At 56.0% G+C, this 23087-nt stretch carries 13 protein-coding genes and 1 tRNA gene; 3 read left to right on the forward strand and 11 right to left on the reverse strand.

The features are described from left to right. Nucleotides 1–8: 8 nt before the first annotated feature. The 5 genes from pyk to LRR79_RS16230 form a co-directional block, all read right to left on the reverse strand. Nucleotides 9–1484 carry a pyruvate kinase gene (pyk, locus tag LRR79_RS16210; RefSeq protein ID WP_231758202.1) on the reverse strand — a complete coding sequence of 492 codons (1476 nt, stop codon included), beginning with the start codon at nt 1482–1484 and terminating at the stop codon, nt 9–11. A 99-nt stretch (nt 1485–1583) separates the two neighbouring features. Then, a complete protein-coding gene (locus tag LRR79_RS16215; protein ID WP_231758203.1) occupies nt 1584–2894 on the reverse strand; it encodes a glycerate kinase type-2 family protein in 1311 nt (436 codons plus the stop codon). 253 nt (nt 2895–3147) lie between these two features. Then, nucleotides 3148–4458: an NCS2 family permease gene (locus tag LRR79_RS16220; protein WP_231758204.1), complete on the reverse strand. Its 1311-nt coding sequence runs from the start codon at nt 4456–4458 to the stop codon at nt 3148–3150. Nucleotides 4459–4605: 147 nt separating this feature from the next. Beyond that, the gene (locus LRR79_RS16225; RefSeq protein ID WP_231758205.1) at nt 4606–5349 is read right to left on the reverse strand and encodes a TetR/AcrR family transcriptional regulator; all 744 of its coding nucleotides are present in this window, start codon (nt 5347–5349) and stop codon (nt 4606–4608) included. A gap of 116 nt (nt 5350–5465) precedes the next feature. Continuing rightward, complete coding sequence (locus LRR79_RS16230; protein WP_231758206.1) at nt 5466–12023, reverse strand: outer membrane protein assembly factor BamB family protein; 6558 nt, start codon at nt 12021–12023, stop codon at nt 5466–5468. A gap of 274 nt (nt 12024–12297) precedes the next feature. Here LRR79_RS16230 and LRR79_RS16235 point away from each other — a divergent pair, with 274 nt between their 5' ends. After that, entirely contained in the window at nt 12298–13020 is a 723-nt protein-coding gene (locus LRR79_RS16235; RefSeq protein ID WP_231758207.1) for a YebC/PmpR family DNA-binding transcriptional regulator, read from the forward strand. Nucleotides 13021–13057: 37 nt separating this feature from the next. Here the strand turns inward: LRR79_RS16235 and LRR79_RS16240 are convergent, their stop codons facing one another. After that, nucleotides 13058–13222 carry a hypothetical protein gene (locus tag LRR79_RS16240; RefSeq protein WP_231758208.1) on the reverse strand — a complete coding sequence of 55 codons (165 nt, stop codon included), beginning with the start codon at nt 13220–13222 and terminating at the stop codon, nt 13058–13060. Between the two features lie 135 nt (nt 13223–13357). Between LRR79_RS16240 and LRR79_RS16245 the strand changes: the two genes are divergently transcribed. Next, nucleotides 13358–14995: a thioredoxin domain-containing protein gene (locus tag LRR79_RS16245; protein WP_231758209.1), complete on the forward strand. Its 1638-nt coding sequence runs from the start codon at nt 13358–13360 to the stop codon at nt 14993–14995. A gap of 161 nt (nt 14996–15156) precedes the next feature. Here the strand turns inward: LRR79_RS16245 and LRR79_RS16250 are convergent, their stop codons facing one another. Continuing rightward, a complete protein-coding gene (locus LRR79_RS16250; RefSeq protein WP_231758210.1) occupies nt 15157–16086 on the reverse strand; it encodes an SGNH/GDSL hydrolase family protein in 930 nt (309 codons plus the stop codon). Between the two features lie 275 nt (nt 16087–16361). On the opposite strand from LRR79_RS16250, the gene LRR79_RS16255 reads away from it, so the two are divergent. Further along, nucleotides 16362–17177 (forward strand): metallophosphoesterase, encoded by an 816-nt coding sequence (locus LRR79_RS16255; RefSeq protein WP_231758211.1) that lies wholly within the window; start codon nt 16362–16364, stop codon nt 17175–17177. Between the two features lie 314 nt (nt 17178–17491). Here LRR79_RS16255 and LRR79_RS16260 read toward each other — a convergent pair whose 3' ends face one another. The 4 genes from LRR79_RS16260 to secG form a co-directional block, all read right to left on the reverse strand. Next, nucleotides 17492–20605, reverse strand: coding sequence for a DUF3427 domain-containing protein (locus LRR79_RS16260; protein ID WP_231758212.1), 3114 nt, complete (start codon nt 20603–20605; stop codon nt 17492–17494). A 436-nt stretch (nt 20606–21041) separates the two neighbouring features. Further along, nucleotides 21042–22346 carry an IS4 family transposase gene (locus LRR79_RS16265; RefSeq protein ID WP_407665234.1) on the reverse strand — a complete coding sequence of 435 codons (1305 nt, stop codon included), beginning with the start codon at nt 22344–22346 and terminating at the stop codon, nt 21042–21044. Nucleotides 22347–22511: 165 nt separating this feature from the next. Continuing rightward, nucleotides 22512–22597, reverse strand: a tRNA-Leu gene (locus LRR79_RS16270). 34 nt (nt 22598–22631) lie between these two features. Further along, nucleotides 22632–23063 (reverse strand): preprotein translocase subunit SecG, encoded by a 432-nt coding sequence (gene secG / locus LRR79_RS16275; RefSeq protein ID WP_043319027.1) that lies wholly within the window; start codon nt 23061–23063, stop codon nt 22632–22634. Nucleotides 23064–23087 lie beyond the last annotated feature (24 nt).

Below are 23087 nucleotides of genomic sequence, written 5' to 3' on the forward strand. Positions count from 1 at the left end.
TTCTGCCTCTATTCCACTTCCAGAATTTTGAGGGTATTGGTCCCCCCGTGGGATTGCATGAGGTCGCCGCGAATCAGTATGACCTGGTCGCCCGGCTTGACGATTTCTCTGGCTTTGAGTGTATCCAGGGCCCGCTGGTTCAATTCCCGGTCCCCTTCCTTCTCTCCCGGCACAAACAGCACCGAGATGACGCCACGATACAACGCCATACGCCGCTGGGCCACTGGATCGTGGGCGAGACCGACGATGGGCAGACCGGAACGGATGCGGGAAGCGATCAGCGGGGTATAGCCGGTCTGGGTCATACAGGCGATGGCGGTGACGCCGGCCAGATGGTTGGCGGCATACATGGCAGACAGGGAGATGGTTTCGTCGATGCGAATGAAATCCTGGTGCATACGGTGCCCGGACTCCTGCGCCGAGCGCTCCCGTTCCGCGCCGAGGCACAGGCGGGTCATGGCCTCTACCGCCTCCACCGGGTAGTCACCGGCGGCAGTTTCCGCCGAGAGCATGACCGCGTCTGTCCCATCCAGCACCGCGTTCGCCACGTCGAACACTTCTGCGCGGGTAGGCAGCGGTGCGGTAATCATGGTTTCCAGCATCTGGGTGGCGGTGATCACCGCGCGATTCAGCTGACGGGCGCGCAGGATCATGCGTTTCTGCACGCCGATCAGCGCTGCATCGCCAATCTCCACCCCCAGATCGCCCCGGGCCACCATTACCGCTTCCGAGGCGCGAATGATATCGTCGAGGGTTTCCTCATCCGCCACGGCTTCCGCGCGTTCCACCTTGGCCACCAGGCCGATATGCCTGCCCGCCTCACCAAGTAACGCGCGCGCTTCCTGCATGTCTGCGGCGGTGCGCGGGAAAGACACCGCCAGATAATCCACGCCGATGTCGATGGCGGTTTTCAGGTCGGCTTTGTCTTTATCGGTCAGGGCCGCGGCGGAGAGGCCGCCTCCCTGCTTGTTGATACCTTTGTTGTTGGACAGTTTGCCCCCTACCACCACGGTGGTGTGTACCTCGCGGTCACTGACACGGTCTACTTCGAGTACCACACGGCCGTCGTCCAGCAACAGCACATCCCCGGCAGAGACGTCGCGAATCAGATCCTTGTAGTCACACCCCACCCGCTTCTCGTCGCCCTCATTGGCGTCCAGGGACATATCCAGTACAAACGGCTGCCTCTCCTGCAGGTTGATGGCATTGTCGCGGAAGCGCGCGATGCGGATTTTGGGGCCCTGTAAATCGCCGAGAGCGGCGACGGTTTTGCCGAGGCGATCGGCGATTTCCCGCACCTGTTGCAGGCGGCGGCGGTGGTCGTCGGCGGTCCCATGAGAGAAGTTCAGACGCACCACGTCCACCCCGGCCTTGAGCATTTTCTCGAGCACACCCTGTTTGTCACTGGCCGGGCCCAGGGTGGCCACAATCTTGGTGCGGCGGACAGGGTTGGCTGTGCGCTGGTTGGCAGGTTTCTGGCTCATCAGGACCTCTGTTTATCCACTCTGGCGTCATTCAATATTGTGTTGTTTGCCGTGTATGCACTGATGTCCCACACGGGGAAAGCCCTCCACCCCCTCGCTCTATTTCGCCGTGGGCAAAATCAGAATCGCACGAAAATCATTCACATTGGTGCGTGTGGGGCCGGTGATGATCAGGTTTTCCAGCTCGGCAAAAAAACTGTAGGCATCGTTGTTGGCGAGGTAAGCGGCGGGGTCCAGCCCCTGCGTCTGCATACGCGTCCAGTCGCCGGGGGCAAAGAGTGCGCCCGCATTGTCTTCGGACCCGTCGATACCATCGGTATCCACCGCCAGGCCATAAATACCCTCGGCACCGGCAAGGGTGGAGAACAACCCCAGCAGGTATTCGACGTTGCGCCCGCCCCGGCCGTTGCCGGTGACCGTCACACTGGTTTCACCACCGGAGAGGATCAGAAGCGGCTCGCGGCTGTCACGCTGTGCAGCGAGGGCCAGCAGGCCGTGTTCGGCCCCCAGGGTTCGGGCTTCTCCCTCGAGGTTATCGCCCAGTACACGCACCTTGATACCGGCAGCAACCGCCGCACTGCGGGCGGCCTCCAGCGCATCACTGGCTTTGGCCAGCATTACCGGGGTATCCCTTGCAAAGGCGGGATCCTCAGGGTGGGGTGTACTTCCCTCTCTCTGCAGATGCGCGCGCAGGCTCTGGTCAATTTCAAGGTTGTAGCGCCGCAGAATTTCAAGAGCGTCTCTCGGCGTCGAGTCATCGGGCAGGGTGGGACCGGAAGCAATCAGTGTGGGGTCGTCCCCTGGCACATCGGAAATCAGATAGGTCACTACCTGCGCCGGGTGGGCGGCAGCAGCAAGGCGACCACCTTTGATGGCTGACAGATGCCGCCGTACTGTATTGATTTCCCGAATGGGGGCACCGCAGCGCAACAGGGCCTTGTTGACGGACTGTTTCTGCGCCAGCGTGAGTCCCGCTGCCGGCAGTGTCATCAGGGCCGAACCGCCTCCTGAAATCAGCGCGATCACGAGGTCACTCTGACCGAGTTCAGTGACCGCTGCCAGCATCCGCCTCGCCGCCACCTCTCCCATGTTGTCGGGCATGGGGTGTGCTGCTTCCAGCACATCGATCATTTCACACTGCGCTCCGTGCCCATAGCGGGTGACCACCAGCCCTTCGAGGTCCGCGTCGGGATAATTCGCGGACCAGGCCTTTTCCAATGCGGCCGCCATGGCTGCAGCGGCCTTCCCGGCACCGATCACAACTGTACGACCACTGGGTGGCTCAGGTAGCCGGGCGGGTAGCAGCGTATCCGGGTGCACAGAGGCAATAGCCACATCCGCGAGCGCGCGTAGCCAGGCAGTAAAATCGTGTGGACGTTTGAGGGTCGACAACTCGGGCAGTCTGTTCATCGAAGCGGGCCTCATACCTGTTATCTAATTATCGTTTCATCAATGCCCTACCCGGGGGGTCGCGTTCCGATCGCCAGCTGTGATCCATTCCATTCAGACGGCACCGGGTATGCTGCACACCGGATCATTTTCGTCAGTGTAGTGCAAGTCGGAGCGTGACCGAGGGCGCTGGATGCGGTACCGGCAGCGGGCAGGCAATTCTTCTTCACAGGCTTTAATGCAAGAAGGGTTCCGAAGAAGGCATCGGACAACATTAGAGAAATGCGAATTTGGCGATAAAGATCGCACTCAGAACATACAGGCTGATCGAGATCTTCTCGTGCTGACCGGTAAACAGCTTCATCGCCGTGTAGGTCACAAACCCCAGCGCGATACCATTGGCGATGGAAAAGGTGAGCGGCATCATGACCGCGGTGACAATGGCAGGAATACTGTCGGAATGATCTTCCCAGTTGATATGGGCCAGTCCGCCCATCATCAGCATGGCCACGTAGATCAGTGCGCCAGCGGTCGCATACGCCGGAATCATACCGGCGAGTGGGGCAAAAAATACCGCCAACAGAAACAGCAGGCCAACCGTCACAGCGGTCAGCCCTGTGCGACCACCCGCAGCGACACCGGAGGCACTTTCCACATAACTGGTGACGGGTGGACAGCCGACGAAGGCCCCCATCACACTGGAGGTGGAGTCCGCTTTCAGTGCCCGCGGCAGATTCTTGATCTGGCCATGGTCATCCACCAGGTGCGCGCGGTGAGCAACCCCCATCAACGTCCCCGCGGTGTCGAACATATTCACAAACAGAAAGGCAAGAATGACGCTGATCATGCCCACGTTGAAAGCGCCCTGTACATCCATTGCCAGCCAGGTCGGCGCCAGGCTCGGCGGCGTGGACACGAGGCCCTGATATTCCACCAGTCCGAGGGCCCAGCCCAACGCCGTCACCCCCAGCATACTGAACAGAATTGCGCCAAACATATTGCGGTAGCTGAGGATCGCGATCAGCAGGAAGCACAGGGCCGCGAGCAGCACCGAGGGATCACTGAAACTGCCCATGGAAAGTAGCGTGGCCGGGTTATCCACAACGATACCGGCCGTTTTGAGACCGATCAGCCCGAGAAACAGGCCGACACCGGCGCCCATGGCAAAGCGCAGACTCATGGGAATACTGTTCAACAACCACTCGCGAATGCGCGACAGGCTCATGATCATAAATAGCACGCCGGAGATAAATACCGCCCCCAGCGCGACCTGCCAGCTATAGCCCATTTCCCCCACCACGGTGTAGGTAAAGAAGGCGTTGAGCCCCATTCCCGGAGCCAGCCCCACCGGCCAGTTGGCGTATAGCCCCATCAGGAAGCAGGCCAGCGCAGCACCGATACAGGTTGCGACAAACGCCGCCCCGTGATCTACACCGGCTTCCGCCATAATATTGGGGTTAACAAAGATCACGTATGCCATGGTAAAAAAGGTGGTGACACCCGCCACCAGCTCGGTTTTTACCGAGGTCTTGTGCGCGCGCAGTTTGAATACGCGGTCGAGAAAACCATTGCTCTCTAAATTCACAGCGCTCTTTGCCGAGTGGTTCGGCCGGTTCTGGAAACGCCCCGGTGCCCGGCGTTTCAGTGAATGATGATGTCAGTATCGTTCGCTATTCCTCAGAGCAGGCTCTGTGCTCATCGGCGTCGCTGACCGACTGCCTGTTCCGGCCTGTCATTCCGGTTCTGGCTCCGGCTCCTGATTGAGCCCATCCTGGGGTACCGATTCAAACGGCGGTACGTCGAGACCACAGCCTCGCAGTATCACGTCAATCAGGAATTTCGCCGCGTGGTCGAAGTCTTCCTGGGTGTACTCGGCCTTGCCCTCAATCACCAGAATCTGCGTCTGGAAGTCCGCATAGTATTGCGTGGAAGACCAGATCAGCAGGATCAACTGCACCGGGTCAACGGGTGCCATCTGCCCATCGTCGACCCATTGCTGGATCACCCCGGCGCGGTCGCGCACCCAGTCCCGCAGCCCCGAGCAGATATGCTCCTTCAGTATCGGCGCCCCTTTGATGACCTCCAGCGCAAACAGGCGCGACGCCTGTGGGTGGGTGCGGGACATTTCCACCTTGACGCGAATAAAACGCGCCAGTGTCATGGCGGGGTCATCTTCTGGTCTGATCGACGCGAGCATCGCATCCCAGCGCTCGATGATTGACTCGAACAGCGCGATGTACAGACGCTGCTTGTTGCTGAAATAGTAGAGCACATTGGACTTGGGCAGTGCCGCACGCTCCGCGATACGCTGAATGGTGGCACCGCGGAAGCCATGCAGGGCAAACTCTTCTTCCGCTGCCGCCAGGATCAGCTCGCGGTTGCGCACCCGGATTTTACCCGCCCGCTTTGCGGGAGCCGTTGTGGGCTCGGCTCGCTCTGACGAGAGATTGAACGATGAACTGGTTGACCGGGACATGGATCCACCGCGGTTTTTGACACTTGTTTGACAATAGTGCAACTGGCGGAGAGTGGCAAAGCAGGGCCCCAACTAAAAAGACCGGCCAACTGGCCGGTCTTTGCTGTGAAATCTGCTCAGTCTGCCAACAAATCAATGGCGGTCAATGCCGAGCCGGAGACATACAATACCCCCTCGTCGCTGAGACTGAGTGCACCGGAGGCCGCGTAGGACCACACGGCGTCCCGGCTCTGCAGATCAATGGCGTAGGTTGTGGTGGCGCCCCCCACAAACACGTGCGTACGGGTAATCACGATATTTGACGTCAGGGATTCGCTTGCCTCGTAATTCCACAAGACCGTACCCGTCGATTCGTCAATGACCTTCAGTATTCCGGATTCAATGGCAAAGATCTGGCCCAGATGTGATGAGGGCTGCCCGGTATAGTTCCCCGAACGCTCCCACAGAATGGCTCTCTGCTCCAGATCAAATACCACCAGAGTACCGCGCTGGATTGCTACCGAGTTTCCAATCCCGGTCAGCACCGTCGCCATCCCCACGTCATAGCCACCCGAATCGAAGCTGGGGAAATCAATGCGATAGGCGAGCTCACCGGTCAGCCGGTCGTAGGCGGCAAAATCCGTGATAAACGCATACACATACTGATCATCCACCGCGGGTGTAAAGCCGTCATATTGCGCCGTATAGGCAAACCAGTTTTCGCTGCCGGTTGCTGCATTGTGGGAATACATGCCCCCGTAATACCCACCCGCGATGTACAGCTGCCCCGCGAAAGGTGTGGGAGCCAGGTAGCTGGACCACTGATTTCTGTACGCGGTAGCAAAGTGTAGAGCCCCGGTCTCGGCATCGACGCCACGGATAAAGGAATCCCCGTGGCCTCCGCTCTGGAAGTACACGCGGCCATCAGCATACGCCGGGGGATTCAGGCTGTTGATATCGTCGTAGGCTTTTTCCCAGCGTATTTCACCGGTTTCCGCATTCAACCCGTATATCCGTTGATTACTGAAGTAGCTGTCACTGGAGACAAAAACCCCACCATCGCCCGCGGCCACGGAGTGAAGCCTGGAAACATCCGGAAAGCTCTTGCTCCAGCGCAAGGTGAAATCGGCCTCGTCCAGATCCCACGGTGTATAGCCGGTATGATCTGCTCCCCCCTGGGCACTCCCCCAGACCACCGGCATCGGGAAGTCCAGCTCATCCGTCGGTGACGTATGCGCGACATACTCCTCGAGATTGGTAAAGGTATCCGAATCGAGATCTCCCGCCGCGTCTTCCGGCGCGTTCGGATCCAGCGCAAACTCGACCTCCCAATTGTCTGGCATGATGTCGCCATCGGTGTCTTTCAACAGCGGTGAAGAGGCATGCACGACGTATTCATCGTAATCCGTCAGGCCATCACCATCGGTATCCGCCAGAATCGGTGAGGTTCCGAGTACGGATTCCTCGAGGTTGGTCAGCCCATCGTCGTCGGCATCATCAGCGGCGTCATTGACCAGCACATTCAGACCGTGGGTAACCTCGTAAAGGTCGCCCATGCCGTCCTGGTCGGAATCACTGGCCAGGGGATCAGAACCATGAACCTCCAACTCCTCCTGGTCGCCAACACCATCACCATCGGAATCCGTGAGATTAGGGTCGGTACCGGCGGCCAGCTCTTTGTCGTCGGTCAGACCATCCCCATCGGAATCCGGGTGCAACGGATCCGTGCCATGCACCAGTACTTCATCTCCATCGCTGACGGTATCTCCATCGGTATCGGCCTTGTTCGCACGGGTGCCGAGAGAGAACTCCTCCAGGGCGGTCAGATTGTCCAGATCATAGTCCGATGACGCATCCGCAGGGTTGTTGGCATCAAGCCCATTGGCGGCTTCCCACCAATCCGGCAGGCCATCGCTGTCGCTATCCAGGTGCGGGGTGAAATCGACAAACTCGGCAAAGACCGGCAGACGGGAAAACCCGCTGAGATCGCCATTCACTAGTGCCACATTCTCGAAGCGGGAAGACAACAGCAGGTCACCGTTGCTCCGCAGAGAGATGTCATAGAAGCTACCGCCCACCTCCAGCTCAGCCTGATGATTTCCGAAGGCGTCATACTTGTGGACATCCCCGCTCCAGTCCGCAATGAACAGCTCGCCAGCGGTATTGACGGCAATAGAACGGCCCTCATCCACCGTGAGCTCCGATACTAACGTCATGGTGTCCGGGTCGAACTTATCGATGACGCGCCCGGTAAAACCATAAAGATATCCGTCTTCGCCAACGGTCAGGTCGATATAACCATTGCCACTGACAAAATTGAACGAGCCGTCACTCAGGTCAAACTCAACAATGCCCTGATTGGGGCTTCCCGAGGTCGCCATATTGGTGACGAATACCCGCTCTCCGATTGCATCGATCCCTCCGTAGGTACCGTTGTTGATGGTGGACCATCCCGGTGCGGTGTAATGCTCCCACTGGTGATCCCTGGGCGAATAAATACTGAGCTTCGGCTCGAAGGTGCCATTGAAGACGGCCACACGGCCATCAGCGAGAACCGCGATATCCCGCGCCTCTTCGCTGTATGCACCCTGACCAGCAACCTCCACCTCCTTCAGAAGTGTGGCGTCGTAATCGTAGAACTGAATTTTGTTGTCATTGGACGCGACAAAGCTCGCCCCCATTTCAAATACGTTGTCCAGCGGTGCCACAACGAAATTATCCAGATACACCGAGCAGTCATCACTGCTACTGGTGATGGAAATTGTCAGCTCTCTATTGCCGGCTGCCAATGACAGTTTCTGGGTCTGCCAGATTGACTGCGGAGGGTAACCACTAAAGACCTGCTCACCATCCACCCGGATAGACACATTTTTGTCGTAGTAGTTGTAGCAATCAGACACCATATCGAAACGGACCTCCACCGGGGCAAAGGTTCGCTGCCAGGTGATGGAGGCATCGCCACCAAATGAAAGCGCGTAGTCACCATGACTCGCCGTACCTTGCGCCACGGACATGCTGTCCGGCGCCGAGGCCACCGCCAACTCCGGCGGCACAGTGCCATCCTCGAACGAGAAGTACGCATCGTCTACGACTTCAGGTAACGAATTGATGTCCGCTGCATCAGTCCCGTTAATGTACTCGATGTAGTTGGCAACCCCATCCCCATCCAGATCGCCTTCCATATCGCCGGCACTGGTCGGATCCAATCCGGCAGCCAGCTCCCATGCATCGGACATGAGGTCGCCATCCGAGTCCTGCGCATTCGGATCACTACCGACAACAAGCACTTCATCGCCATCACTCAGGCCATCCCCATCAGAATCTGCTTCTGTTGCAGAGGTAGACGCAGCGAACTCATCCAGATTCACCAGGCCATCGTCATCCGGGTCCAGCGCTGCATCTGAGGCATCCTCATCACTCAGGCCATATTGAAGCTCCCACCAGTAGGGAAGCCCGTCCTCATCCGCATCGCCCAAAAGTGGTATTTTGCCGAATACCATTCCGCGGGTAGCGTCCTCTTGCAGATAGACAAGACCTTCGTCGTATTGCTGGACCTGCCGGGCATCCACTTCTCCTAGTTCCAGGGTGAACAAGGGTGCTTTCAAGTCAGCATCGTATGCCACCAACCACAGGTCGCCCTCGTTCTGAAACAGAATCACAGCCACGTCCTGCCACCAGAACCCCTCTACCGGATAAAACGCGCTACTCAGCGCTGGCCAGGATTCGGAAACGGGTAACTGCTGCATGTAAGGCAAACCATACAAATCACGTACCACCGTGTTACCGCCTGCGAGAATACGGGATTCATCCGGAGATACAGCAACAAATGCTGGCAAGCCTGGGCTGTCAAAACGCGCGCTTTTGGTACCTCTGAGATACCCGCCCTGCGGATCAATAATTCCGCTATTTAATTGGCCGCCTAGACTGTATCGGTTCCAGAATATACGGCCGCTTTCATGATGATATTCAGGCTCGACTGCCTCGCCATAGAGCGAGAAATCACCGAGCTTGTCAAACATTGCATCAAGCACATTGAACTTGCGGTCCCCATAGGGGGTGGATTCCGTCACCAGAAGATGCGGACCGGCACTAATCAGCCCAAGGACCGTTCCACTTGCGCGGAATACGCGTTCTGTCGACAGGGGTAACACGCTGACAACCCGATGCACCCCGCCCTCGATATCGGCAATCAGGATATCGCCCGCATCCGTCACCACTGCAGATATAGCGTGCACATCACCCAGCACACGGGAAAGCGGAATCGGATTCAGGAGTGCCTCGGTACTCACATCCCAACGGTAAATCGACTGGTCATCGGCAGAAAATGCGTAAGCGATATTCTCGTGTAAGACTGATTGCTCTATCTCACCGATATCCAGAGCACTGGCAACATCGCAAATAGAACCACTGCCCTGGGACGCTTCCTGGCACGCCGAATCTTGCGGATAGGCATCCAGAGACAGCCCGCTCGTCGAGTCGGATGCACTGTAGCCAGTGTTCCAGCTATCCGGCCAGCCGTCACCGTCCGAGTCCAGTGAGGCGGCAGGGTCCGTCGGGAAATGGTCTGCGAGATTCTCCACTCCATCGTTATCTTCATCACGATCGGTCGTAAAGGTATGGAAGAGGTAGATGCCAGACGCTTCGCGCGTAACAAGAAAGTAATCCGTACCCCGATCCAACAGAGTATTGGCAGCACCATTAAACGTTTGCGTCTGGTAGAGCGCGCTGTGCGATGTATACGCACTCACCGTAGTGGCGCCCTGCCCATTGGTAGCCGCCGTCACCAGATCACTGCCGTTATACAGTCCGCTGGCAAAGGCGTTCACCGTCCGATCGGAACGCTTGTGACTGAACATGTCATATTGCACGCCCGAGCCGGAAACAACCTGATTGACGTTGTCGAGCACGAGCAGCGGACCGTCGGGAAAATACTCCCAGTCGTAGGAATAAACAAAGGCACTATCGAAATGCCCCGAATTCGAGTTGATTGCGTAATATGCCAGGCGATAGGGCGTAGAATAGCCATAACGGAAATACAGCCGATCCTGTGAATCCGACCAGGCAGAAGCGAGAATTTCAGATTGGTAATCCATCCGGTGCATCAGCTGCCCGGACTTGGACAGCGTCAGGTGGGTATTACCTTTGCCATCGTTACCTGTAACAAAAAGATAATCCCCGGCCGCCGCGAGATTGACCGCGGGAAAGCCAATATTGGTCAGCAACTGCAGCGTGTTTTCATGCAGATAGCGGATAGCGCCATCCGGATACGCGATATAGGTTCTGCCGTGATCCTCGTGGGCGAGAACGGCGTTGGGGGACAACCCACCTACAGTGAGATCGATTTCCTCTTCAATTCCGCCGGACGCGGGCACATAGCGGAACATCGCCAGCTCGGTGTCATCCCGGGCCACCAGCAGTACACTGTCATCGGCACCGGTAATACCCTGCGTCACCTCGTAATCGGCAAGCGCAGTCAGGTAACACTGGCTGCCATTACCATGCGCCGCGACACTACAGCTGCCATCGAGCGGATAGGCATCGCCATTGTCACCGACACCATCGTCGTCGCTATCGAGCGACTCTGCCGGGTCGCGCGGGAAAGCGTCCGCGACATTCAGGATGCCGTCCCCATCAATATCCTCATCCACCACATCTGGCCGGCCATCACCGTCCATATCCGGGCCCAATGCGGCCAGAACAGCTACAGAGGGAGCATCCACCAACACATCCACATTGGTCGAAGGTGCGATATCCGCGGCTTCATTCAACAGAATCTGTGCAGTCTCACCGGCCAGGTAATCGTCCTCACCCCGCAAAGCGCCAGTACCGGGAACAGGCAACTCACCGATCACCTGTTGCGCCGCTACTGCGAACACCTGCTGGCTTCCGTCCTTTGCTTCTTGTCCTGGCAGCGGACTGTTTCCGTCATACTGGCCGTCGAGCAGATCAGCAGCGATCCATTCGATCACCTGAGTGACCGGCAGCCCCAGCTCCTGGGCGACGGCCCAGATCAGAGCAACCTGCGCTTCCATTGCCGTGCGGTAATCAAGCACCTCCTGAGTAACCGGTACTCCGGAAATAGGCAGAGGTTGCTGGGCAAACAGATCAATGCCTTCCAACTGCCCGAATCCCAAGGCGGTAGCAACGTTAGTAGAGAACTGTTGCAGATTATCCGTAACCGGTTGTGAATTGCCCTGTGCGCCATGCAGCCGCATCATCTCAAGCACCAGCGTGGTGCTGATCGTGGCATAGACGGGTTCAGCGCTTTCCAGGGCCTTGCGGGAAGCGAGTGTAATCAGAGTACTGATCACCGGAGCCTGCCCGGTAGAAATGTCGATGGTGTCGACGTCTGCGGCAACCTCTACTAGGAAGTAGTCACTACCGTCCAGCTCGAATTTGACACCGTCAAATGCGCCGGTGCCCCCGGTACTGCCACTGGCAAGCAGATCACCCTTGAGGCTTCCACCACTATTGAGCAGGGTATAAACACTGACTTCTGCGTCACTGAGAGGGCCCTTGATCGCATGACCATTCAGGATTACAGGCTCTGCTGTGGGCGGAGGTGGATTGGTGCTCGGCCCAGAAGGGTCGCCAGAGGAGCTGCCGCCCCCGCCGCCCCCGCCACAGGCAGCCAGCAGTCCCACAGATAGCAGCAACAGGCCGCGAGAAAAGATCGTTTTTGTTTTGATTATCATCGCCCCAACCAGAATCGAAGTACGTTTTTTGCACAAAGGCCCCCAAAACCGTACCTCAGGTATGGAATCCCCCACTAAAAGCAACCACATAAATTACGCCAAACCGGACCCTGAGCGCAATTACAAGTGATTACACACTTCGCCCATAGCCCTCATCAGGCGGCCACACCGGTATGCCACGGAAAATCCTTTCGGCTGGATAACTTCTCTTACCAGAACCGTGCCAGTAAAATCCGCCCTCTTATTGACAGCATCGATACCGGAGCACCCCCCCATGGGCCGAGCCTACCAGAACCGCAAAGAATCCATGGCCAAGACCTCAAACATGAAGGCCAGGATCTACAGCCGCTACGGCCGCGAGATCTACGTCACCGCCAAGTCCGGCGGCACCGACCCCAACGGTAACCTCGCGCTGCGCAGCCTGATCGACCGCGCCAAGAAAGACCAGGTGCCCTCCCACGTCATTGAAAAGGCCATCGACAAAGCCAAAGGCGGCGCCGGTGAAGACTTCTCCCGCGCCCGCTACGAAGGCTTCGGCCCCGGCGGCTGTATGGCCATCATCGAATGTCTCACCGACAACCCCAACCGCACCTTCGGCGATGTGCGCCAGGCGTTTACCAAAACCAAAACCAAGATCGGGACCGAAGGCTCCGTCAGTCACAGCTTCGACCACCTGGCCATCCTCGCCTTCAAACACGACGACGAAGAAGCGGCGCTGGAAGCACTGATGGAAGCGGATGTGGACGTCACCGACATCGAAAACGAAGACGGCAAACTCACCGTCTTCGCCCCGCATACGGACTACGCCAAGGCCAAACAGGCCTTGACCGAAGCCTTTGGCGAGATTGAATTCGATGTGGATGAGATCCAGTTTGTGCCGCAGACCTATACCCAGGTCAGCGGAGATGACGTGGCACTGTTTGAGAAGTTCTTGAATATGCTTGAGGATCTGGAGGATGTGCAGGCGGTTTATCACAACGTGGAGAATCCACAGTAAACCTTTTTCATATCACAATTAAAGGCCTTGCCGCGCCTCACAGAGGGTGGCGGCCACCACATGCTTCCGCCACCTTCAGAGCCGGGCCATCGATTCCAGACGGCGAAAAAATCCCTTCTTCGCGATCGCCAGCGCCTTCGGCCTGGCTCTGAACGGCCGACGCCCGATTGAGAATACCGTTCATGTCTCGACTGGACGGCATCTCGACACGCCTGATACAGGTTTCCGCTCCATCGCGCTGAACGCTGCGCCATAATCCTCCCGACGCCACCCTCTTGGTAGAGCATACGAAGGCCCTGTGATAGAACCAACGCAATAAAAAGAATCAGAGGATCACATGGCGATGGAAGTAGCAGGAACAGAACCCAGAGAACCACTGAGAGAAGGCCGCACACACCTCAGGCTGCGACTACTGACACTGTTGGCCGTGACAGTTCTTACCGGCTGCGGCACCGATACGCAGCAGAGCTCCGGGGTACAAGCGACAGCAGATCCAGTCGTGGCGCGCATCGGTGAGATCGCGATTACCTTGGCGGATGTGGACAGGGAACTTCAACTCGAGCGCCACGACCTGGCACTGGCCGAGTACCAGCTGCGATTCAACACACTGAAATCCATGGTGGACGCCGAGCTCACCACCGCTGCCACCGCAGAAGCACAGCCCGCCGTCGACTGGCTACTCCCCCACCCCACGCCTCCCCGACTGGACATCAACACCGCCGGACGCCCCCTGCGCGGCAACCCGGATGCACCCGTGACCCTCGCCGTATTCTGCTCCTACCAGTCGGTGCACTGCGCAAACACCAATCTGGTCTTGCGCGCGCTGCTGGAGCGGTATGCCGGCTGGATCGCGGTGGCACCTTTTGACTTCCCCATGCACTACCACCGCCAAGGCACGCAGGCGGCCGCCGCCGTACAGTGCGCCGGCCAGCAGAACGCCCCCTGGAGCTACGCCGATGGCCTGTATACCCGGGCTAAAAACCTGGAGGGAGAAGTCTTCACCCAGTTGGCGTCGCAGCTCGGGTTTGCCCGGGACGCCTTTGACCAGTGCCTCGGTGAAACCGGGGGCAGTGACCGGATTACCGCCGATACCACCCTCGCCCGCAATCTCGGCCTGCAGAGTGTGCCAGTGGTATTTATAAACGGCCTCTACGTGAAAGGCCCGCAGTCCCCGGAGCACTACGCCATGTGGATCGACCGGGAACTGCAGCGCCTCGGTCACGACCCCGCAACGCCTCACATTCACGCCGCGCGCTGGCGACCATCCTCCGATGGCATTGCCGAGACCCAGCTGCCACTGCAGCTGAACGGCACCAGCGTGTCCTCAAAGCCCGCGCAGTCCACCGCCCTGATTCGCGTCCGCGATGCATCTGCCAGCCGCTTCTCCCCAGGGGATGCTCTACTACCGGGCGCCACCCTCAAGCGGGTACACGAGCGCCATGTCATGCTGCAGGTCGGGGATCGCCTGGAGCGGCTATCCCTCCGCAGCGACGATGGAAATTCGGTACCCGTGCCCAAGACCGACACCACCCCACGGGATGAGGCCACCATGCGGCGCATCGAACAGCCGGAAGGCGAGTCCCGTAAACTCATTCCACCCTCCGGCGTGCTGCCACTGGGGCAGGAGTGGCTGGAGCAACAGTTACTGAACCGCGAAGAACTGGAAAAGAAATTCGTGGATGCCGAGCACGAAGTAGACGGCTACAAACTGCAGCGGCTCGAGGGCATCGAGAACAGCGAATTCTTCACCGCACTGGGTTTCGAGGAAGGCGATGTGGTGGTGCGGGTCAACGACAGCTGGGTACACAGCGGCCAGAACCAGCTGTGGGATGCGCTCACCAGCGGCCAGGTGGTCGACGTGACCTTTATGCGCAACGGCCTGCCGCAGCGGGTGCAGTATGTGGTGCAGGAGAAGGGGTATTTCGAGGGAAGCGGCGGTAAGGGGAGTTCCGGTAATGACGGCAAGAATGAATGAGTTCCCTTACCACAAAGTCAACTCACCACCGCCGTTTTAGCTGGCGGCCAGTGTAGGGCTCCCGCAGGAGCCCTGTTCACCGCCCGGGGTGACTTACTCCGGATGTCTTACCCCGAATGACTCACCCCGAGTGACTTACCCCAAAGGTATTCATACGGGGTTTACTTATCCGGGTTACCGTTCCACATCAGGTTCGCCACGGTATTCTGCCCGCGCACGCTGGGGTGGAAGCAGTCGCCACCATCGATATCATCCTTACCAAACTGGAAGGTGCCCACATTGGACTGGTTGGCCCCGGAGTACTCCGCCACCACTTCCACGCCGTTGACGCCGTTATAGGCAGCGGCCTCCTGCTGCAGCACCTCGTTGTACAGACGCTGCGCCGCATCGATGCCCGCATAGCGCGTGGCAAACGATTCTCCATTCATGGTACCGCCATTGGTGGCGATCCGGCAGATCCCAAAGGTCGACCAGACACTCTCACAGTTCACCCGCCAGTTACCGGTCTGCTTGGCGATACCCGCGGCGCGCAGATCCTGCACCCGCGGCACCGAGCCCAGCAGCACCGTAGAGCCATTGGGCAGACCATCCACCAGCTTGTCGAGCCCCGCTTTAACAGCCCCGCGCCACTCACTCTCGGTCAGTAGCGGATCCGAGCAATTGGCCGGGTCAACGCAGTCTCGGTTGCAGATATCGTTGCCACCGAGCACCACCTCCACATGGTCTGCAACCACCGTCTCGGAAAGAATCCGGTCCGCCTGCACACTGAAACTGTCACCACCGCCGCGCATCTCGGCACCGGAGCGGGCCGCGTTCTTGTTGGCGGCAACGTTTGGGTCTACTGCCTTGTACTTGTCGTGCACACTATTGACGCGACTCGAGTAGCCATCAAACCAGCCGTGCTCCGGCTGGTCTCCGCCCAACAGGCAGAAAAAACCGCCAGTAAAAAAGGTATTACCGGTACAGTCTGCCGCAAAGCCCATGGTGATACTGTCACCGGCGGCCGTGCCCTTGGCAGGCGCCGCCGTGGTCCCCACGGAACACAGCGCGGATGTCATGGCAAGAGAAACGAACAAAGGGAATTTGAGCATGAGGTTATCTCCGATCATCAGTTTATGGTTTATTTTTTGTTAATACGGTGAACGGATATAGGTTAACTGGTCACACTAATCTCCGGCAGAACGGGCGTAGAATTGAACGCACTGTGTCGAAGTCTGGGAAGTAACTCCCAGGTTCGTCGCCAGAAACTTTTCCCGCAGCAGCAGGCTCTGGAGCCACTAGCGCCCGAGCCTCACCTCCCTGTCCTATCCTGCAAAGAGTCGGAGTTCATTCGGCTCCACAAGTAACAGCCCACACAGTCTGTCCCATGCCAATTTACCGAAAGATCAGCCAAAACCGCACCGGACGCGACTTCGTCGTCGGCGATGTGCACGGCCACCTCAAGCAACTGCAGAAACAGCTGAACGCCCTGGCATTCGACCCCGACAGCGACCGCCTCTTCTGCCTGGGCGACGTAATAGACCGCGGCCCCGATAGCAGAGCGATGCTGGACTTTATCGACCAGAAAAACGTATTCAGCATCCTCGGCAACCACGAGGCCATGATGATCGCCGGCTTCGAAAGCCCCACCGATGTACAGCTGCACTTCTCCAACGGAGGCAAATGGTTTTACGAGCTCAACCGCAGCGAACAAAGCCGCCTGGTGGACAAGGTGCGCCAGTGGCCCTGGGCGATGGAGATTGAGACCGCACAAGGAACCGCAGGCCTGGTCCATGCGGATGTGCCCAAGCGTAGCTGGGAGATGGTGCAGAAGCTGGCAAAGCTTGCCAGCACGCCATGGGCTGACGGCGCGCCCATGTCAGAACCACGTATTACTGCCGCTGCGCAGCCATTGCTGTGGAATCGCGGGCTTATACAACACCTATATAAGGAGGTACTCGGCCTCGATCGCAGCAAAATCACCGATGCACAATATGAGGATGCGTTTCAGCAATGGGCGACAAAACTGGTTGATATCGATTCAGAACAGAGTCGTCCATTTCATATATCGGGGATTGGATCTGTCTATCTTGGGCACTCTTATGTGCCTGTTGCGACTCAAATAGGTAACTGCCATTTTCTGGATACGTTTCGCGGGGAGGAGGATGAAGCACTGAGTGCCGTCAACATTAACAGTATTTAAATCACTTACACAAAGCACAACGAGCGGCTCGCGATCGACCTGAAACCGGATATAGCTTCTCTCCAATCCGCATTAAACAAGCTCAACCCACCCTGAGGCGGACAAGCTCAGACCAAATCTGACACAGATCCTTGAAATGGGTAGGCTTGTCGGTTCAGATGAAGGTGGCGACTATGCGCTCAGTAAATTGAGAAGGGCATCCCCATCGTTATCAACAAAATCTCTGCGCGATTTTGTAAAACGAATCACAATTTTCTGAAAGGCTCTGTACAGCTTGAAATGACGATTGTGAGACGTTTTTTAGCCTAATTTCATTAGGCTACAGCCGCCGCAAATGTCGAGTATAAATCACCCGGAAGATCAACATCTAACTTCCATGTAATACCCATCGGCCTTTCGGACTCATGCTTAACATAAGTTGCTGGCCCCAAAAACCAAAACGCCCGTTCACCCGCATTTTCTCGAGCGAAGAGCATGATCGAAGTTCCTCGCTCAACATGATTACAATAGCGTCTTCCTGTAGGGCTAGTCTCTGTAGTTGACGACTGAGACTCCCAATGGATTAGCTCACGGCTAATAGCATAATCACGGTAACGTGTCGTTGGAGAAAAGTTCCCTTCAGACTTATCGAGGGTAAAAGCAAAGATATCCGCTTTCTCACCATCAATCCACAACACCCCTTCCCGCCACGGTCGCGTCTTCGCATTGTCCCCAACGCCAAAAGCTGCCAACATTTCGATTCGTGTATAGCGACCATGAATTTGGAGAGGCACATCATCATGCGAGATGATCGGTTCGTGAAGATGGTCAATTTCATCACGCAGCAATGAGAACAACTCCCGTAGCTCCTTCAATATCTGTGGGTGTTTCCACAACAATTCCACCCCCTCACTAAGCGACATATGCCTATCTAATACTTGATCGCATATCGAAGCCACTAGCATGCGGATCATTCGTTGATCACGCACTGATAGCACAGATAAATTTGGCGCTTTCGCTGCCTTCAGAATACCAAGGTAAAAATCTAACCTTTCTTCATCATCAATATGAAGACATCGCCCAATCGCCCGTCGCAATACGTTCTCGCTGGGACCGGCATCTAACACATTAACATCTACTGCTTCCAAAAAATCTGACCATGATTTGTTTTTAGCGTAGACATCTGACAGCGTTAAACCGGTTTCATCGAGGAAAATCCTAATTTCCGGTGACTTTCCAGCCGCTATTAATTCTCGCAGCTCTTGCACTTGATCATTCCAGCGAATAGGCATTGATGATTTCAAACTTTCTAATACAATTTCTTTAGAAACCGAATCTAGTTCCATATGGCAGCCGGCAGGTAGGTAGGGAAAACCATTTTCAACTTGCGACTGCACATGCTTTCTAGAACCACCCAAAAGAGCAGATAGGCGCCTATCGAAACGAAACTCTCTGCGATGCATACCAACAAAATCGAGCACCGTACAGCTTAATTTACCTTCACTTTTACGCAATCCACGACCCAGCTGCTGTAAAAACAGGGTGGCGCTTTCTGTAGGCCGCAGTAGTAACAAAGTATCCACAGTGGGTATATCAACACCCTCGTTAAACAAATCCACTGAAAAAAGAACCTGGACTTTCCCATCCGCCAGCATTCTTAGTGCATCACGCCGTTTTCCTTCTGGGGTATCACCCCATATCGCGGCGGCAGCGATTCCTGCCTCAATAAATTGGTGAGCCATAAATTGCGCGTGCTTTATGCTGACACAGAAACCCAAAGCCTTCATCGAAAGGGGATCATCAACGCGCTTAACGACTTCTTGTACTACTAGTCGAGCCCAGGCATTGTTAGATGTATAGAGATTACTCAATTCATTAATGTCATAACCTGCTCCCCTCCGCCAGGGAATACCCTTCAAGTCCAACCCATCATGAATACCATAATAGGAGAAAGGCGCCAGGCGATGCTGGTCAATGGCATCCCACAAGTGAAGCTCTGCAGCAATACGACCATCGAACCATTCAAGTATCGACAGACCGTCGGAACGCTCGGGGGTTGCCGTTAAACCTAAAAGCTCTACGGGCGCAAGGTGAGACAGTAAATTTCTATAGGAAGGAGCAGCTGCATGGTGGAACTCATCAACAATCACAACATCGAAATGATCAGAATCAAGGTGGGAAAAGCCCACTGCATTTAGGGATTGTATAGATGCAAAAACATGCTCAAATTTTGAAGGGCGACTTCTACCAACCCACTTTTCCCCAAAGGTAGGCTCACGCAGAGCATGCCTAAAGGTCGCCATGCTTTGGTCTAATATCTCTTCCCGGTGGGCTACAAATAGCAGTCGAGCACGAGGAAGTGCGCCTCTTAATCTCGAATAATCAACCGCCGCCATAACCGTTTTTCCGGTACCCGTAGCAGCCACTAAAAGATTGCGGTTATGGCCTTGGCGCCGAGCAACAGTGATCTGTTCAAGGAGCCGTTCCTGAAATGGCTCTAATCTAAGCTCAATTGGACTTAGAATAATGGCGGGACCGGATACACGGGTAGGCTGTGTTTCCTTAATGAATTCGTCGCGATCAAATGGGCGGAAGTCCCCGCCCGCCCAGTAAGAATCAAACATCGAACTCATCTTACGAAGCACATCAGGATTACGTAGACCCGAGATTCGCACATTCCACTCCATCCCGCTCACCTGAGCTGAATGAGTCAAGTTGGAGGAGCCGATATAGGCCGTTGATGCACCTGAATTTCGGTAGAAGTGCCATGCCTTAGCGTGCAGGCGAGCCATCGTAGTATCGTAAGAAACTTTAATTTCGGCCCCCAACGCCTGCAGCTGCTCTAAAGCCTCCAACTCAGTTGAGTTCGTATATATTGTTGTCAATACTCGCAGACTAGGCTGCTTATTTACCCGCAGACAATAGCTCTTCAATTTGTCGATAAATGGCCGGATACCACTGCGCCGAATAAAGGCCATGACAATGTCGATACGATCTGCCGAGTCGATTTCATGCAGGATTTGCTGCCCTACTCGTGGTTCACCGGGCGCATTGGTCAACAATGTAGTGTCAAGCAGAGGAGTTAATGGGCGTCCTATTTCAGTTACAGAACCATCTGGATTAAACGGTAATATTGATGATAAAAATTCGCCACTCTTAACCGGCCGGTCGCCTAAGACATCCGCCCTGGTAATAGCATTCTGGATGTGAGACACCAACTCACGCACCAAGTGAGCACCAACATCGACCCGGTCTTTTTCACCTACAGACAGTAGCGCCCTCTCCACCACACTCCCCAAATGCAACGCTAAACGATCGGCTACTTCAGCAGGAAGGATTTTTTGGGTTTTTACAGAAATCTCTCCGCCATCCAAAATGGCTAAACTCTGACTTAGTGAATCAGTAACAATCGATTCATAGAGCCCAACTTTATGCTTATTTTTATCCATTTTTTACAGCCTATTGATTGAACTCTATCTATCCGACATCTGTGGTCAAAGCATTGTGCTTTTAAATTGTTCAACCAAGGGTATATATGTAGTGGTCTACAAACCCTGGGCACCAATCTAGGTGGTAAGGTTGCCACCTTAAACCGAGGTGTTCAATTAGTAGGAGATGTCGCCCTTTCCCCCTAAGCCCAAGCTGGGTGATGCTCTGTTGGGGCGGGGCAAAGACACTCAACATCGAATGCAGGTTGCCCAATAAATATCGACACAACCGTCAGGAGTTGGAAAGTCGTCTGACGAGGTAGTTTCACACCTTTCAGCATAAGATAATAGCGAAGGTCCCTGAAAATCCGTTTTAGAGACTCACTAAAAACTCAACTACAGCGCTTAAATTGAGGTTGATCAGAAACACAAAAGCCCCGCAATGCGGTAATGCTGTTCACTTAAGCGGAGCGGCACGACGATTCACCGGATAGCGGGTTTTGCTGATCTTTACCGTCCTCGGCCTAGAAGGCCGAGGACGGTCCTCTAAAAACAGGTTCCCAATCCCCGCCCTAAGCTCCGATAAGCGCGCTCCAGTCCTTGATAATGGCTGAGCCGCGGCCATGACAATCAGCTGCGCAGCAATATACTGGCATGCGAACTTAAAGCGTATCCTGGCTGGGTTTCCCCCGTGAGCGACCGCTGCCTGGCTTGCCTCTCGACGTATCACGTTGTACGCCAACAGTAGCCCCCACACTTCCTGATAAACCAGTTCCACGGTCTTGCTACGTAGGGTGACGGCGTTGTGCTGCATGGAACTTTTGATGTCACGGAAGCCGATTTCGATTTCCCAGCGCTCTTGGTAGAGCTTCGCAACGGCTTTAGTGCCATAAGTATCTGCCGGTAGCCAGGTAAATACCGTTTTGTTTTTGCCATTATGCTTGTAGCTCACTGCTCGAACTTCCCAGTACTCGGGAAGGGCCGGATTGCGCTTCCGAGCCTGGGGGGAGACCTTCATTCGCAGTAGTCGATCATTTTTGTTGTAGACCTCCACTGTCTCACTGACCAGGCCTTTGCGCTCGGGGATCAGCCAGTGGCGTTGCGTGTTCTGATCCGCCCACCGCAGCAAAAGGTCTGCACTCCAAAAACCCTTATCAAACAGGGTTACGGAGGCTTCCGGCACCTGATTCATAAACTCATCGGCCAGGCGTATTTCGCTGCGTCGGTAAGGGCTTAGCTCTGCATTCAGAAGTACATGTGAACGTACGTTCATTAGAGCAACCAGGCGCATAAGAGGGTACGGAGTTTGCCGGTTTGTGCTCGTGTTACCGGAGCCAAAATGATCTCGCAGCTCAGGAGTATCTTGAGTGCGCAACAGCGCGCCATCGACAGCGAGAACTTGCAATCCTCGCCATTCATCTTCGGGGTAACGCTCATGTCCCCAGTGCACCCCGGTACGTTGAAATAGCCACTGAACGGGGTTAGCACCAAGACGCTGTCGCGCCTTTGATACCCCGCTTGGGGCCAACAGGCTATCGTTCGCGAGCCCCTGAGCACAGATATTGAGCCTGCGGGCAACTTCTGAGACCGGTTCATTCCTGAACAGGGCCATGCCCAGCACGAGCCAGAGTACCTGATCGGCGGGAAGTCGACGGCGGCGAATAGTGGCTTGCGAGGATAACTGCAGAGCGGAATCCACCCATTCAACGGGAATGTTCTGGGTGAAGGTACTCAGGTCACAGAAGGACTGGAGGGCATCAATATCGAAGAGAGACTGCTGAAGAGACACAAAAAAATCCGGTTTCCTGATCTGGAAACCGGATTTTCCGGGGCCCCACCTTAGGCTGCAATGCTTAAGTGAACAGCATTACCGCAATGCGGGGCTTTTGGAAGGATACCGAACTCATGAAAAGTCCGGCTTTCAATGTGGTGCCCAGGGCGGGACTTGAACCCGCACGAGCATAGCTCACTACCCCCTCAAGATAGCGTGTCTACCAATTCCACCACCTGGGCAAAAACTTAGCAGTTTTTGATTTCGCCTTTCGGCTTACTGAGGCTGTTCCTCAGTTCCTGCTTCCGGCAGTTCGGCCTGGGGGGCTTCTTCTGCGGAGGGCAGGTCGTCAGTGGCCGGGGCTTCGTCCTGAACTTCAGGGATGTCGCTCTCGATCACTGCGGGGATTTCGTCCTGCTGTTCGCGGGATTCAATCGCTGCGGGTACCTGTGGGATACCATCAACTTCCGGTGCTTCGTTGTTGCTGGCGAGGTAGGCCAGGCCGAAGCTGGTGACGAAGAATACCGTCGCCATAATTGCAGTCAAGCGGGAAAAGAAATTTCCGCTGCCCTGGCTGCCGAATACGGTCTGGGAAGCACCCGCACCGAAAGAGGCGCCGGCTTCTGCACCCTTACCCTGCTGAATCAGGATCAGGCCAATGATGGCCAGAGCGGTAAGGATGTGTACGATTAATACCAGTTTTTCCATTGTCCAGAAAACCTGCTGTTGGGC

Origin of the sequence: Microbulbifer elongatus (assembly GCF_021165935.1) — a bacterium.
GTDB lineage: Bacteria > Pseudomonadota > Gammaproteobacteria > Pseudomonadales > Cellvibrionaceae > Microbulbifer > Microbulbifer elongatus.

Coding starts and splice junctions, on each gene's coding strand:
- LRR79_RS16250 (WP_231758210.1), bottom strand. CDS start 16,086: ATGCTCAAATTCCCTTTGTTCGTTTCTCTTGCCATGACATCCGCGCTG.
- LRR79_RS16245 (WP_231758209.1), top strand. CDS start 13,358: ATGGCGATGGAAGTAGCAGGAACAGAACCCAGAGAACCACTGAGAGAA.
- LRR79_RS16260 (WP_231758212.1), bottom strand. CDS start 20,605: ATGGATAAAAATAAGCATAAAGTTGGGCTCTATGAATCGATTGTTACT.
- pyk (WP_231758202.1), bottom strand. CDS start 1,484: ATGAGCCAGAAACCTGCCAACCAGCGCACAGCCAACCCTGTCCGCCGC.
- LRR79_RS16255 (WP_231758211.1), top strand. CDS start 16,362: ATGCCAATTTACCGAAAGATCAGCCAAAACCGCACCGGACGCGACTTC.
- LRR79_RS16230 (WP_231758206.1), bottom strand. CDS start 12,023: ATGATAATCAAAACAAAAACGATCTTTTCTCGCGGCCTGTTGCTGCTA.
- LRR79_RS16235 (WP_231758207.1), top strand. CDS start 12,298: ATGGGCCGAGCCTACCAGAACCGCAAAGAATCCATGGCCAAGACCTCA.
- LRR79_RS16225 (WP_231758205.1), bottom strand. CDS start 5,349: ATGTCCCGGTCAACCAGTTCATCGTTCAATCTCTCGTCAGAGCGAGCC.
- LRR79_RS16215 (WP_231758203.1), bottom strand. CDS start 2,894: ATGAACAGACTGCCCGAGTTGTCGACCCTCAAACGTCCACACGATTTT.
- secG (WP_043319027.1), bottom strand. CDS start 23,063: ATGGAAAAACTGGTATTAATCGTACACATCCTTACCGCTCTGGCCATC.
- LRR79_RS16240 (WP_231758208.1), bottom strand. CDS start 13,222: ATGCCGTCCAGTCGAGACATGAACGGTATTCTCAATCGGGCGTCGGCC.